Here is a 13,923-nt window from a genome sequence, read left to right as displayed (position 1 = left end):
GAGGAGGCCCCTGAATGGAGATGACGCTCTCGCAGGCTCGCGAACAGTGGAGCGAGGTGGTCGAGCGCCTCCAGCAGGGCGAGGACATCGTGCTGGTCAACTCCAAGAACCGGCAGGCCGCTGTGATGCGCCGCCTGGAGGGGCCCGAACCGTCCTGCCGTGCCTGGTCGAGTACGCAGGCCCGGCAGGAGCTGGGCAACCTGGTGGCCGCCGCCCAGGAAGAGCCACAAGTTTTGACTGTGAGCGGCCGGCCCGGCGCGACCGTCACCCGGCACAAGCACACCCCACCCATGAACCGGCAGCAGCAGACCTCCACCCCCGGGGTCACCGGACTCGGGGATGTCCTCGACGGGCTGCTGGATACGGCCCCGCAGACGGCGGGTCTGTCGACGGGTGTGGCGGCGCTGGACCGGGTCAGCGGGGGTTTGGTGCGAGGGAGTGTGACGCTGGTGGCTGCCCCGCCCAACGCCGGCGGGAGCCTGCTGCCCCTCCAGGCCGCACGCGCAGCGGCGTTCGCTCCCGAGCAGCCGGCTTCGGTGCTCTACGCCCTGTCCGGGGTGCCGTTGCAAGTGGCCGCCCGGCGTCTGATCGCTGCCGAGGCCCTCGTGCCGTATGCCCAGTTCGCCGCCGGTACCCTCACGCCCGAGCAGCGGCAGGCCGTCTTCGACGCCGACAGCCGCCTGCGGGCTGCACCGCTGGCTTTCACACGTCCTGAGCCGACAGCACAGGCGATTGCCGAGGAGGCGTCCCGTATCGAGGGGCTGGGTGTGGTGGTGGTCGACCGGCTCCAGCACACCCGCGCCGACAGCACTCCACTTTCCGGCCGATCCCTGCCGGCAGCGGTGAAGACCCTGGCCCGTCTGGCCGCCGACCGGCACGTTGCGGTGGTGGCACTGCTCGATACCGACGACGCCCATCTGGTGGAGCAGCTGAGTGTTGACCGCGTCTTCCATCTCACCCGCCCCGGCGGCGGCAACACCGCCCGTATCACGGTCACGGACCGCGACCTGGGCACGCTCGCAGCCGCAGAGGTGGCGTTGGACATGACGCACCTGCGCCTTCTCGACCGGCCTGCCCCAGCCCCAGCCCCAGCCCCTGCCTCAGCGCCGCCGCAAGCGGTGGCCGTTGCCCCGAACGCGGACGGGGCGGCTGTACCGCGCCCGGCGCGCCACCCGGCCCGCCCGGCGGGGGCGCCGGCAGCTGCCCCGCGCGCTGCGGGCGGCACGCCGGCGACGGTGGCGAAGTCCAGCGGGACGGTGGCCGAGCTGGTGGAGCGGATCGAGGGCAGGGTCCGCAGCGTGCTCGCCGAGACCGGGGGAGAGGTCCAGGCGGCTGTCGCCCAGCTGCAGAAGACCGCCATCCCGGACGTGATGGACCTGCTGGAGCAGAGCCGCGCGGGGGGACGCTACGACTTCCGTAACTACCCCGATCTTCCGGATATTCTCCACAAGCGCGGGCGCCAGGACGCCGACGCCATCTGGGAGGCCCGGCCCCGTTGGACCGCCCCGCCCGAGGTCCTCGACCCGCTCGCCGACCAGGCGGCGACAGTGACGGCGCTGGACATCAACGGTGCCTACCTCAGCGCCCTGAAGGCCCACCTGCCCATCGGGCAGCTCGAACACCACCTCGGCCCCGACGAAGGCGGCCCCGCACACGACACCAAGCGCTCCGGCGTCCACCTGGTCACCCCGCCCGACTGGCAGCACCCGCATCTGCCCAACCCGATCGGCGACCGTGAAGAACCCGGCCGCATCTGGATCACCGAGTCGACCCTCCGCCTCCTGCTGCGCCTCTCCGGCCCCAAGTACGGGCTGTGTGAGCGGCCTTTGATCCATGAGTCGTGGACCTCGGGCTCGACCGAGCAACTGCTGGAGCATCTGCGCCGGGCCCTGGTCCAGGCCCGCACCAACGCCCTCGAGACAGACTCCGCCGAGAGGGAGGCGGCGTACGAGTACGTGAAGGCGATGTACTCCAAGCTGGTCTCCACGATGGGGGAGTCCAACTACAACCGCGACCTCTACCGGCAGGACTGGATGCACATCATCCGCTCCCAGGCGTTCGCCAACCTGTGGAACAAGGCATGGCAGGCTCACCAGGCGGGACTGACGATCGTGCGGATGATGGGCACCGACGAACTCCACCTCGCGGGCGACTGGCGCAGCGCCCGGACAGCGGGGAAGGATACGCCGCTGTTCCCCGAAGGACGTGAGGTCACCGAGGTCAAGCCCAAGCAGACCTACCGGCTTGAGAAGGTGGCCGAAGGCAGCTACCGCGAGCGGGAGGTGAACTGAAGTGCCGGACAGAACACTGAACTTCGGCCTCTACGGCGCCCAAGGACAAAAGAGTGCCCAGCTCGCCGCGGAGGTCCTCGACCGCCTCGCGCTGGAGGGCGGCATCCGCTCCCCGGTCACCACCCGCCGGGGGCTGCACGCACGGCTGAACTACCTCACCAACTCACCCGCCGGATACCAGGCGATAAGGGACGCGGGAATCACGGTGGCCCGCGGCACCCTGCGCCGCTGGCTCCAGCACAAACAGACCCCCACCCGCGACAACATGGCCCGTATCGACGCGGCCTACCGCGCCTACCGCCGCCGCAACGTCGCCCGTCACCTGCTGCAGCGTCTGAATGCGCGGGGCGGGACACGGGTGGAGATCCAGCCGCTGGACCAGAGCGGGGTGGCCGAGCCCCGCAGACGGGTCATCACCACGGACGTGACCGGGTTCCGCAGGCTGCGGATCCGCAACTGGGACCGGATCGTTGACGCCTGGGTCGCTCAGGACGACGAGGCGCTCGCGGACGCGTGGGACGACTGGCTGACCGACCTGGGGTCGCAGTGGGGCCAGTACGAGTACGCCACCTCCGTCGGCTTCTCCGCCTGACCACTCCGGGGCTGAAGGAATGGAGGAGAGCGGCGTGCGCGAGCCGATGACGCTGAGGGCCCGGCAGCGGGAAGCCGTCGACGCGGCGGTCTTCGCGCTGGAGACCCCGCCCGGCGGCGTCCCGGCAGAGGGCCTGCGCACGCAGGTGGTCGCCGCTCCGGGCTCGGGCAAGACCCTCATCGCCTACGAGGCCGCCCGCCGCCTGGAGCCCCGCGGGCGGGTGCTGGTGCTGGTGCCCACACTCAACCTGCTGACCCAGACGGTGGAGAGGTGGCGCCAGTACGGCATGCGCGGCAACGCGGTCGCCGTGTGCTCCCTGGACCGCGACCCCGAAGTCCGCTCCTACCTCGCCGACGAGCTCGGGGTGCGGTGTACGACAAACCCCATCCGGCTGGCCATGTGGGCCGGCACCGGGCCCGTGGTCGTCTTCGCCACCTACGCCTCCCTCGTCGGCAACCCCGGCCGCCGCAGCGCCCACGAAGACGACGAAGACGACGAAGACGACGATGAGGCGGAGGCCGCCGAGGAGCGTGCGGTCGCCGGTGCCCTGGAGCGGGCCCTGGCCGGGGCGTTCGGGCAGAAGCTGGACGGCTTCGGCCTGGCGATCGTGGACGAGGCCCACCGCACCGCGGGCCTCGCCTCCAAGCCGTGGGCGGTCATCCACGACAACACCCGCATCCCGGCCGACCGACGCCTGTACATGACCGCCACGCCCCGCATCTGGGAAGCGGACGGCACCGGCAGTGAGGCCGGCGACCGCCTGGTCGCCTCCATGGACGACGAATCCCTCTACGGCAAGCCCGCCTTCACCTACCCCCTCGGCCAGGCCATCGAGGAAGGCGTCCTCGCCTCTTTCGAGATCGACGTCCTCGAGATCCGCGACCCCGCACCGCCCGGAACCGACGCGAGCCTGGAGGAGCGGCGCGGAATGCGGCTGGGAGCGATCCGCGCCGCCACCCTCGCCCACATGGAAACCGCAGGCGTCGTCAGCCTGCTCTCCTTCCACTCCCGCACCCAGGAAGCCCTCTCCTTCGCCCGCGGCCTCCCGGACGCCGCCGACGAACTGCGCACGGCCGGGCGGTTCCCGGGCGAGGTATGGGGGGAGTGGCTGTGCGGCCTCCACCCGGCCTCCCACCAGCGCGCCACACTCGACCAGTTCGCCAACGGCATCAACGCCGGAGGCCGCAAGACGGAGTTCCGCATCCTGTCCACCTGCCGCCTGCTGGGCGAGGGCACCGACATCACCGGACGGTGCGGCCTGGACGGCGTCCTGTTCGCCGACGTACGCAGCTCACCCGTCGACATCGTCCAGGCCGTCGGCCGCGCCCTGCGCCAGAAGCCCCACGAGGGCAAGGTCGCCCGCCTCGTCGTACCCGTCCTCCTCGGCCCGGAGGACGAGGGACGGGACATGGCCGCCACCGTCGCCTTCGAACCGCTGGTGACCGTCCTGCGCGCGCTGCGCGCGTTCGACCCCCGCGTCGTCGAGCGCCTGGCGCGGCGCCCGGCCGGCCGCCGCGGCGGCGCCGAAGACACCCTTGCCACCGACCCCGCCGGAGACCCCCGCAAGGCAGCGGCGGCCGGGACGTCCGAGGCCGAGGCGCCCACCGCAGATCACGACAAACGGCAGCAGGGGGAGGCGGCAGAGCCCGCGCTGCTGCGCTTCTCCCGCCGCGGCCACGACGCCGAACAGATCGCCCGCCTGGTCCGCACCCGCATCCTGCGACCCGAGTCGACCGCGTGGCTCACCGGACTGGAAGCCGTCCGCACCTTCGCCGCCGAGCACGGGCACGCCAACATCCCCTACACCGCCACCGTCGACCTCGGCGACCACAACGTCACCTATCCGGTCGGCCAGTGGGCCGCAGAGCAGCGGCGTGCCTGGCGGAGCGGTCACCTGGACGACTGGCGCATCGAACTCCTGGCACAGGAAGGCTTCGTCTTCGACCCGCGGGACCAGGCGTTCACCGAGTTCCTGGACCTGTGCGCCCTCTACCACGCCGAGCACCACACCCTCGCCGCACCCCGCGACGCCGCGATCGCCGGAGTGCGGATCGGCGAGCGGCTGCACCAGGCCCGCAAGCCCGGCGGCCTGGGCAAGAAACCCGAGCGTGCCAAGGCCCGCCGCCGACAGCTGGAGGCCATCGACCCGGACTGGAACCCCCGCTGGCCCCTGGCCTGGCAGCGCCACTACGCGAAAGTGCGCCGGCTGCTCACGGAAGGCGCCACCCTCCCCGAGCTACAGCCCGGAGTGAGCGTAGGCGGTGACGACGTCGGCTCCTGGCTCGCCGAGCAGCCCGCCACCTGGCACACCCTCCAACCGGGACAGCAGAAGCGTCTGAGCGCCATCGGCGTACGGCCCGCCCCCCAGGAGCAGCTCACCAGCCCAGCCGTGGCCGCGGGGGCGTCCCGCTGGGAGATCAACCTCGCCGCAGCCCGCCAGTACAAGGCACGCGAGGGCCACTTGCGCGTACCCCGCTCCCACACCGAGACCGTCACCGACACCGAAGGCAGCGAGCACCACATCCGGCTGGGCGTCTTCCGCAGCAACACCCGCACCCACCACAAACAGCACAAACTCAGCCCCGAGCAGGTACGAGAAGCCCATGACATCGGACTGCTCACATGACCTGCCGCTAGGCACGGTCCGAACCCTTGCTGGCTCCTGGGCCGTCGCCACACCAGGACAGGGTGAGAAGCTGCTGCTCATGTCGGGTTTCACGCGGGACACGAAGTATTACGGCGATCAGCTGGTGTACGAAGCGCTCGGCTCGAAATGGGGCCGCTATCACAGCACTCATTGCGGGTGTGGGCGCGACTGGGTGAGTGCGCACGCCGAGTCGGCGGGGTTCACCGTGGTGCGGTCCGGGCGCGGTTTCGTCGCTCTCACCGGCCCCGGCCTGACCAAAGGCGTGGACGAGTCCGCGCTGACCGTGGACGCCCTGTGGGAGGCGGTGACGGGCAAGCCGGGCAAAGGCCGGACCGAACAGATCCGTATCGTCGACCGCAGCGAGAAGACTGAGGACAAGCGCAAGGCCGCCAACGACCGCGTTTACGGCGCCCGACGCGAGCGGGCGGCGAAGCCCAGGGCAGAGTCGGCCGCTGACAAGCAGATCAGGTACCTCATCACGCTGGCGTCCAAGGTGAGGCGTGACCGGTTCGACGCAGAGTTCAACAAGGCGGTCATGGACACAGGCGTGGCGCCGCGGGGCCCGGACGAGACAACGCAGGCGGCCGTAAGGCGGCTGACGAAAGCGGCAGCTCACAAGCTGATCACCGCGCTGGCCGGCTCGGAACACTCAAGCGAGGGCCCAAGAGCGGAACCGGCACTCTGCTACCAACAGCGGAAGATGAAGGGCTTCTGGTGAGCGAGCACCCGCCGGCCTTTTCGACGCTCGATCTCGGGAACTGCCATGGGCCCTAACAGTTCGCCAACCCGGGTTGGCAGATTTGTACATGCTGCAGGTCAATGTGTCAGCACCAACACATATCCTCTTACAAAGCACCAGGTCAGAAACGCTTTCTCCCACGGGCCCTCTTTTCCTCAAGACGCACGCGCGCGAGGCAGTAGCGAGGCTTCACGCACACACGGACACCACCGACAGCAGGCCGTCGCCCACCTCGCCCTGCGCAGCACCCCGACCATCCCCTCAGCCGACGGCCGCCCCTCGCCGCCCACAACCCCATCGCGGATGGCCTACTCCAACTCCTCCTGCGAGGCAGGGGAGGCGACGTAGGGGTAGAGGTAATACGTCCGGCACTTCCGGTCCTGTGGCCGCAGCACCAGGCCCCGGCTCTCCAGCAGTGCCATCGCGGTGTTCGCAAAGTTGCGGGAGAGGCCCAGGCGGGCTCCCCAGCTCGACCTGGGAGACGTTCACTTCGCCTCACCACCGGGCCCCTGACCCGCTCGATGAGGGCGCTCAGGAGGTCCAAGGCCGCCTTGGTGAGGTCCAGCCGATACAGCATTCCGAAACCGGCGCTCGCCGGAAGGAGGTGAAGCGACTGAAGGCCAAGACCTGGGACCCCGTGCGCACGCGGCTGTTGTCCGTAACCCGAGCCCATAGTCGCTTCAGTCGCTCCGTGTTCTCGAAAGTGGCGGCTGGCCAGCACCTTCCTCCAAAGGCTGCACCAGCGACCGGGCATCCTGCGGGGAGAAGGAGCGCTCCTGCTTCCTGGGGGGAGCGACTGAAGAGCGCGGTTCTCAGCGACTGAACTCTTCCTCAGTCGCTGGGGGCGACCGAGGAAGAAGGGCTCTCTGACCTGCGGGCTTTCTGTAGACAGCGACTGAAAGCGACTGAAGCCCGGTATCTATGACACGCACGCGCACACGCGAATGTCGCCATAATCCCGAACTAGAGTCGCTTCAGTCGCTCTCCAGCTCGGAGAACGCCTCTCACCAGGGCTTTTGTGCAGCGACCGAAGCAGCGACTCAACCAGGTCGAGACAGTCACCCGTCGCTCCCTGCTCTCCGATGCCGATGCCAGCTGGCAGCAGAGCTTTGCTGGATCCGACCCGCGGCGCCCCGCTGCCTCGAGCCCGAGGCACGTGTCCCTGCCCGGCCACCAGGCGTTTCCTGCCCGGCCGCCACGCCCAATCCGGCCCCGCCCTCCAACCGGCTCGACGATTTTCGCTAAGGTGTCTTCACCTTGTTCCGAACTTCAGTCGCTTCAGTCGCTGTCCGACGTGTATGTGCACTCTGACCTGCTTTTTCCTGGCAGCGACTGAAACCCGTAAGACGACCGGGAACCGCTTGAGCTACGAGGAATGGCCATCTCCACCACCGGTAGGCGAGACATGCTCGCTGTCGCCCACGAGTGCGCGGCGGCCGGCTGGCCTGTTCACCCTCTGACCCCCGGCAGAAAGATCCCTGCCCGCAACTGCGGGCAGTGCCAGGACCGATCACACCAGCCCGACAACTGTCCCTGCATCACAGACGGGGGCTGGTGCCACGGCTTCCACGCCGCCACCACCGACCCGGACCGCATCCGGGCATGGTGGGCCGCGCTGCCCGCTGCAGGAGTCGGCGTCTCGTGCGGGCCCGCGCACCTGGTCGTCATCGACATCGACGCCCACCCCCAACCCCTCCCGGGCAGAGACCGTTTGTGGCCGGGCATCCCCCTCCACGACCACGTCGACCTGACCGGTTTGGAAAACGGCTTCCACACCCTGGCCGTGCTCGCCGCCCTGCGCGGCGCCCCTGACCCCGCCCAGGACGAATCCACGCTGCGTGTGCGCACTCCCTCCGGGGGCCTGCACGTGTGGTACCAGGCCGACCCCGCACACGCCTTCCACTGCTCCAGCGGATCCAGCACCGGCCGGGCCCTGTGCTGGCAGGTCGATGTACGGGCCCACGGCGGCTACATCGTCGCTCCCGGAACCCGCACCACCGACGGCGCCTACACCCCCCTCCCCCCTTCAGCGGCTCCCGCTCCACTCCCCGGGTGGCTCGCCCAGGAGTTGGTCCGCACCGGACACACCACCCTGGCCGACGAGCCGCCGACCCGCTCCCCCCAGAGCCTGGCGCGCCGTTCCGTACCCTCCCGCGCCCGGGAAGCGGTCGCCCGCGCCGGAGGCGGCCACACCGCAGCTGCCAAAGCCATGGAGACCGTCCTGACCGAAGTCGCAGGATGCGCAGCCGCTGCGGAGAACATGGGCTTCTCCGAAAAGCTCAACCGCGCCGCCTACACCGCCGGAGGCCTCGTCGCCGCCGGCCACCTCGACCAGCAGGCCGCCGAAGAAGCCCTCCTGGCGGCAGCCGACTACGCGCGGCCGCGCCAGCACGCCCGTGCCCTGCAGATCATCCGCGCCGGACTCGCTGCCGGTGCCCAGCGCCCCATGTACCCGGGAGCCCGATCGTGACCGCAGCATTCGACCCGGCCGCCGTGGCACGCCAGATCCTCAACCAGCCTCCCGCGCCCCTCCCCGCCCAGACCACAGCCCCAGGCCCCGCACCGAGCCCCCGGAAGGAGCGGCCGCCGTTCGAGGTCACCGAAGAGGGGCTGCTGCCCGACTCGATGACCGACCGCGGCCTGGCCAAAGCCTTCGCCCACCTGTACGCACGGGACTTCCGCCACGTCAACGGACTGGGCTGGTACCGCTGGTCCGGCTCCCGATGGGAGCCCGACGAACACGACACCGTCGTATGGGCCGTCGGCGACATGGCCGAGACCCTGGCCACCCACGACCCCACCGGCACCCACACCGACGCCGAAATGCGCCGCGAGCGCCGCCGCGCCATGTCCACCTCCGGCATCAAAGCCGTCCTCCAGCAGGCCCGCGCCGCCCGCGGCATGCTCCTGGACGCCTCCCTCCTGGACGCCGACCCCTACAAACTCTGCACCCCCCGCGGCATCGTCGACCTGGCCACCGGCGCCCTCCAGCCACCCGACCCCGAACACGACTTCCACTCCCGCAGCGCCCTGACCGCCCCCGAGCAGATGCCCACCCCGCGCTGGGACCTGTTCCTGGCCGACACCTTCGGCGACGATGCCGATGGCCGCCAGATGATCCGCTACCTGCACCTGCTGCTGGGCTACTCGATCACCGGCGACGTCGGCGCCCAGGTCCTCGCCTTCCTCTACGGACAGGGCAAGAACGGCAAGTCCGTTCTCCTGGACGTCATCGTGAAACTCCTGGGCGACTACGCCGACGCGGCCCCGCCCGGCTTCCTGATGGCCAAACCGTTCGAGAGCCACCCCACCGACCTCGCCGAACTCCACGGACGGCGGGTCATCGTGTGCAGCGAGCTGAAATCCGGCGACCGCTTCGACGAATCCAGAGTCAAGCTGCTGACCGGTGGCGACCAGCTCAAAGCTCGCCGTATGCGGCAGGACTTCTTCTCCTTCACTCCCACCCACAAACTCTTCCTGCTGGGCAACCACCGCCCCGAAGTCGGCACCGGCGGCTACGCGTTCTGGCGGCGTATGCGCCTGATCCCCTTCGAGCGGATCATCCCCGACGAACGCAAGATCGACAATCTCGCCGACATCCTGGTGCGAGAAGAGGGCCCCGGCATCCTGGCCTGGCTCATCGACGGCGCCCGCCGCTACCTCGCCGGCGAGAAAGACCTCACCGGCCCCGAACGCGTCCGCGTCGCGACGACCGCCTACGCGGAGACCGAAGACCACATGGGCCGCTTCCTCACCGAAACCTGCAAAATCGACACCGGGCTGCGGGCCGAACAAAAACACCTCTACCTGGCCTACTGCCGCTGGTGCGAAAGCGAGGGCGCAACTCCCGTCTCCAGCCGGGCGTTCGCCGCACGGGTCCGCGACACACTGGGTATGCGTTCACCCAAGGAGATGGCCACCTCGAACCAGAAGAAGTACTACCCCGGCATCGGACTTGTCGCCGACCTCACCGACGAGGAGACCCCGTGAGCGCGCTGATCGACCCCAAAGACCTCGCGCACGAGGAAGAACTCGTATGGCTCGAGAACACCGAAGACCTCGACTACGTCCGCCAGACCCTCGACCGCGTCTCCTCCCGCCGCCGCCAACCCCCCTACCACCGCGACGGCCGCCTCATCGGCTACGCCACCCTCACCCGCGACGCCAAACCCTCCCGCGCCTCCGGCACCTGGCTACGCCGCGTCTTCTGGCTCGCCCCCCACGACCGCGACCAGGACCCCGACGGCCTCTACGCCACCGGCGCCCCCTCCGAAGCCGTCGACCCCCGCACCCTGGCCCCCACCGTCAAGGGCTACAAAACCGAACGCTCCGAAGGCGGCCCCGCCTCCGACGCCATGCGCGAAATGGGCATAGAGCTCCCCAAAGTCTGAACTGGGTGCGACGACGTTCTCACTCCGAAATTGAGTCGCTTCAGTCGCTGACGGCCCTCCGGTGTTCATGAACGTCACGTCGGCAGGCCGCACGCCGGGCCGTTCGGCACCGGTAGATGTCCTGGTAACGACCCCCTGGAGGGTGACCGTGTCGGCGAGCGGCGCAGTGTGGTCCAGCTCTATCGTGCGCACCCGCAGCTGGCGAAAGCCGCAGTCGGAAGGCCGAAAGGCAGATGAGCGATGACGACAACCCCTGCGTACCTGTGGCAAAGTGCCGAAGAAGCCGATGCCCAGCGCTCTCGGAGACTGATCGGCGACGTCTGCGAGGGCATCAACCTCGTGACGGACACCGGCGGGCCGGACGACCCGGAAGAAGTGATCGCCTTGTCGATCGCAGGAGCACGGGCAGCGAAGGCAGCTGAAGCCGGCCTGCAAACCGAATGGGCGCTCTACACCCCCCACCAAGCAGCCGTCGTCGCCTCGGCGCTGCTGGCACAGATCGACGCAGCCGGAAAGGCCCTGGAACACCTGGCCGAGTACCTGCACGTCATGGACGCGCGGGGAGACACAGAGATGCCGGAGTACAACGGCCACGAGGAACTGAACCTCAACGACGCCGAAATGATGCTCACCTGCGCCGGCGAGGAAGCGCGCGCGGCCGTGCACGGCTGCGAAGACGCCGTAGGCGTCCTGGCTGCTACGCCCTACCTGGGCCCGCAGACGGCAGATGCGCACCAGACCGTTGCAGCCGTAGCCGGCCTCCTCGGCGACTCGGCACGACTCGTTGCAGACCACCACTGCCACGACCCAGCGGAACTGGAGAAGAACTATGCCTGCGGCTTCGGATGCGGCTGCTACATCGAACTGCAGGACAGCGACGGATCCGAATGGCAATTCCAGCGTGGTGACTCTTCGTGGAACCTGTGGCGCACCACGGACATCGACGAAGACGGCATTCTGCGGGAGTGGACCGAACTCGGGATCCCGGACGCCTACGCCCATCCAGGCCACGTCAGTGCGTTGATCACGCAATCCCTGCCCTGATGCCACGGAACACCGATCCCGAGCCTCTCGGTACGGACTCCGGTCACTCCGGCTGTCGCATCCCCGGTCCGGTCAGCCGATGCCGTCTTCCACGTCCCCCGCTGCTGGAACGCGCTTCAACTGGGCAGGCGGTCCAGGCCCCATGTGAGCGGCAGAGCTGCTCGACGCCGGGCGCGTATCGGGTCGTGATCAATGAGCGCCGCAGCTTCCGGGGCAGGTGCCCCGTCCGGGGCGCGGGGCCCGGCGATCTGCGGCTGCGTCGTGTGTGGGCCAGCAGAAGCGCCTGACCACTGGGGATCCGGCATGCAGCCGATGCGGAGCTCACCTCGCCTGCTGTGCCGGCCGGGGCGTCGGAGTGGGAGATCAACCTCGCCGCCGCCCGCCAGTTCAAGGCCCGCGAGGGGCACCTGCCTGTGCCTCGACCCCACACTGACACTGTCACCGACGCCGAAGGCCGCCAGCACCCCATCCGGCTGCGCGTCTTCCGCAGCAACACCCGCAGCCACCACAAACAGCACAAGCTCACGTCCGACCAGGCCGCGAAGCCCTTGAGGTCGGGCTTCTTGCTTGACCCGTGGCTTTGCGGCGGTAGCGGTTGTGCTGCGCAGCATGCGCGTCCACGAAGTCGATTCGCGCCCCGGATCCTTCCAAGCGGCCGGACGAGTTGCAGTACGCAATGCTCTCGTGTTGGCCTATGGGCCGCCCCCGAGGCCCAAGCGTCGGCGTGCATGACGACTCGCTGCAGCACCTGACGTCGCGGGGCCACTGGCAGGGTTCGGCCGGTTCCTCCGCTGGTGACACGTGGTGGGTCGAACCGCGGCCACTACCGGCCTCGGCACACAGGCATCACGCCAGGGCGTTTTCAGGGCAAGTTGTCCGAGTGCGGTCGTGTTGTCCCAGACGGGCACTACCGTAGCGAGAATGATCCCGCACCGAGCGACTGCGGCTGAGCCGTGGCCGGGCTGGGCGACCAGCCGGGCCGCACAGGCTGCGTACGGCGAGCACTTGGTCCGCATCGGGCAACTCATTCCAGCCCTCCTCTACAGCCGTTCCATGGAACGCCAGGTCCTGGCCGACGCGCACGCGCGTAAAGACCAGGACTGGGTGCTGGAAGAGGCGGGCATCCAGGCGATGGAATGCCGCGACGAGCTGCTGGAGACGGCGGTCGTCCTGGACGTGCTCGCCCTGTGTCATCGACCGGGCGGCTATCTGCCCCGCCCTTGTGAAGGGGCATCGGCCGGCGGTTTCGACAAGGCAGTCGAGCTGCGCACCGACGCCTCCGACGTCGCGGACGGGGTGGTGCTGCACGACCTGAGGCACGGCACGAGCCGGACCGGCACAATTCCATCGCCGCTTCGGGACGGCTGCACCGAGGCGGAACGCGACGCGGTGCGCGCCTACGCGCGCCGGGAATGGCAAGCCCGGGAAGAAGACCATCAGACGGCCTGATCGCCGGCCGGCCGGATGCGTCCTGTCATCAGGCATCCACTTGCAGCTGACCCGCCGGGCCGGAGCACCGGTCGGCGCAGGGCGCTCAGCGCAGGCGGCCGCGGTGGACGGGGCAGTACCTCGAGGCCGGCCAACCCCCGTCAAACCGACGGCCTGTGGACGAGATGGCCGACGGCAGTGAACACCTGCCGCACCCCCGTTGAGGGCGTCCCTTGTGCCTGGTCGGCGGCTGGTGGCCGTACAAATACACCGCCGCCGTTCCGCCGCCCCGCCGCAGTGAAGTCGCCGCTGCACGTGATCGTGGCCAGCACCCCTCTGGAGGAGTTGGAAGGTGGATGCGACCAGCGTCGCCGCCCCACGAGGCGGCTACGGATCCGCGGGTAAGGAGCTGGCTGTCACCTGCCGGGTGGGAGCGGGCGTTTCATTTCTTCCAGGCGTGGTGATCCGTGAGCTCGATCGCCCAGGGGTGGCATTCGCGAGCCGCGGTGTCAACGACTCGCTTGAAGGCTCTTGGGCCCCTCGTCCGTCCGTAGCGGATGCACAGTTCCAGCAGGTGGTCGACGCAGATCCGGGCGGTTTCTGTGCTGACGCCGGGGTAGTCGTCCTGGAACTTGTTGACCAGGGGTGTCATGTCGATTCCCATGCAGTCTCCTCCAATGCGGCCAAGCCCCCGATATGTTTTGGTTCCTCTCACAGACCGGCAATACCGAACGAGCCGGGAGGCCGTTTGATGGGAAAACCGCCACGGCGGTGAGGAATTCAGAACAGGG

The 13,923-nt window shown here is 69.3% G+C and carries 11 protein-coding genes; 10 read left to right on the top strand and 1 reads right to left on the bottom strand.

Going from position 1 to position 13,923, the window contains the following annotated elements; genetic code table 11:
- The first annotated feature begins 14 nt into the window (after positions 1–14).
- The 10 genes from ACTWP9_RS33800 to ACTWP9_RS33755 all read left to right on the top strand — a co-directional run bounded on the left by ACTWP9_RS33800 (position 15) and on the right by ACTWP9_RS33755 (position 13,153).
- Complete coding sequence (locus tag ACTWP9_RS33800) at positions 15–2,291, top strand: DnaB-like helicase C-terminal domain-containing protein (protein WP_443250150.1); 2,277 nt, start codon at positions 15–17, stop codon at positions 2,289–2,291.
- A gap of 1 nt (position 2,292) precedes the next feature.
- Positions 2,293–2,883 (top strand): transcriptional regulator, encoded by a 591-nt coding sequence (locus ACTWP9_RS33795; RefSeq protein WP_443250149.1) that lies wholly within the window; start codon positions 2,293–2,295, stop codon positions 2,881–2,883.
- A 34-nt stretch (positions 2,884–2,917) separates the two neighbouring features.
- Positions 2,918–5,509 carry a Helicase associated domain protein gene (locus tag ACTWP9_RS33790; protein ID WP_443250148.1) on the top strand — a complete coding sequence of 864 codons (2,592 nt, stop codon included), beginning with the start codon at positions 2,918–2,920 and terminating at the stop codon, positions 5,507–5,509.
- A gap of 79 nt (positions 5,510–5,588) precedes the next feature.
- Positions 5,589–6,248 (top strand): hypothetical protein, encoded by a 660-nt coding sequence (locus ACTWP9_RS33785; protein ID WP_443250147.1) that lies wholly within the window; start codon positions 5,589–5,591, stop codon positions 6,246–6,248.
- A 1,396-nt stretch (positions 6,249–7,644) separates the two neighbouring features.
- Positions 7,645–8,739 carry a bifunctional DNA primase/polymerase gene (locus tag ACTWP9_RS33780; RefSeq protein WP_443250146.1) on the top strand — a complete coding sequence of 365 codons (1,095 nt, stop codon included), beginning with the start codon at positions 7,645–7,647 and terminating at the stop codon, positions 8,737–8,739.
- Complete coding sequence (locus ACTWP9_RS33775; RefSeq protein WP_443250171.1) at positions 8,733–10,259, top strand: DNA primase family protein; 1,527 nt, start codon at positions 8,733–8,735, stop codon at positions 10,257–10,259. The genes ACTWP9_RS33780 and ACTWP9_RS33775 overlap by 7 nt, the downstream gene beginning before the upstream one ends.
- Positions 10,256–10,660 (top strand): DUF6009 family protein, encoded by a 405-nt coding sequence (locus tag ACTWP9_RS33770; RefSeq protein ID WP_443250145.1) that lies wholly within the window; start codon positions 10,256–10,258, stop codon positions 10,658–10,660. Before ACTWP9_RS33775 ends, ACTWP9_RS33770 begins: the two co-directional genes overlap by 4 nt.
- Before the next feature lie 240 nt (positions 10,661–10,900).
- Positions 10,901–11,704 (top strand): hypothetical protein, encoded by an 804-nt coding sequence (locus ACTWP9_RS33765; RefSeq protein ID WP_443250144.1) that lies wholly within the window; start codon positions 10,901–10,903, stop codon positions 11,702–11,704.
- 335 nt (positions 11,705–12,039) lie between these two features.
- Positions 12,040–12,456 (top strand): helicase associated domain-containing protein, encoded by a 417-nt coding sequence (locus ACTWP9_RS33760; RefSeq protein ID WP_443250143.1) that lies wholly within the window; start codon positions 12,040–12,042, stop codon positions 12,454–12,456.
- Between the two features lie 301 nt (positions 12,457–12,757).
- Complete coding sequence (locus ACTWP9_RS33755; protein ID WP_443250142.1) at positions 12,758–13,153, top strand: hypothetical protein; 396 nt, start codon at positions 12,758–12,760, stop codon at positions 13,151–13,153.
- A gap of 421 nt (positions 13,154–13,574) precedes the next feature.
- Here ACTWP9_RS33755 and ACTWP9_RS33750 read toward each other — a convergent pair whose 3' ends face one another.
- Positions 13,575–13,796: a hypothetical protein gene (locus ACTWP9_RS33750; protein WP_443250141.1), complete on the bottom strand. Its 222-nt coding sequence runs from the start codon at positions 13,794–13,796 to the stop codon at positions 13,575–13,577.
- Between the last annotated feature and the right edge of the window lie 127 nt (positions 13,797–13,923).

The sequence above is a fragment of the Streptomyces sp. 3N207 genome (assembly GCF_052246355.1).
Taxonomy (GTDB): Bacteria; Actinomycetota; Actinomycetes; order Streptomycetales; family Streptomycetaceae; genus Streptomyces.
This window is presented reverse-complemented; position numbering and strand designations above follow the sequence as displayed.

Bases quoted from the DNA above. Each gene is read 5' to 3' on its own strand.
- ACTWP9_RS33800 (WP_443250150.1), top strand. From the start codon at position 15: ATGGAGATGACGCTCTCGCAGGCTCGCGAACAGTGGAGCGAGGTGGTC.
- ACTWP9_RS33785 (WP_443250147.1), top strand. From the start codon at position 5,589: ATGTCGGGTTTCACGCGGGACACGAAGTATTACGGCGATCAGCTGGTG.
- ACTWP9_RS33780 (WP_443250146.1), top strand. From the start codon at position 7,645: ATGGCCATCTCCACCACCGGTAGGCGAGACATGCTCGCTGTCGCCCAC.
- ACTWP9_RS33765 (WP_443250144.1), top strand. From the start codon at position 10,901: ATGACGACAACCCCTGCGTACCTGTGGCAAAGTGCCGAAGAAGCCGAT.
- ACTWP9_RS33755 (WP_443250142.1), top strand. From the start codon at position 12,758: ATGGAACGCCAGGTCCTGGCCGACGCGCACGCGCGTAAAGACCAGGAC.
- ACTWP9_RS33750 (WP_443250141.1), bottom strand. From the start codon at position 13,796: ATGGGAATCGACATGACACCCCTGGTCAACAAGTTCCAGGACGACTAC.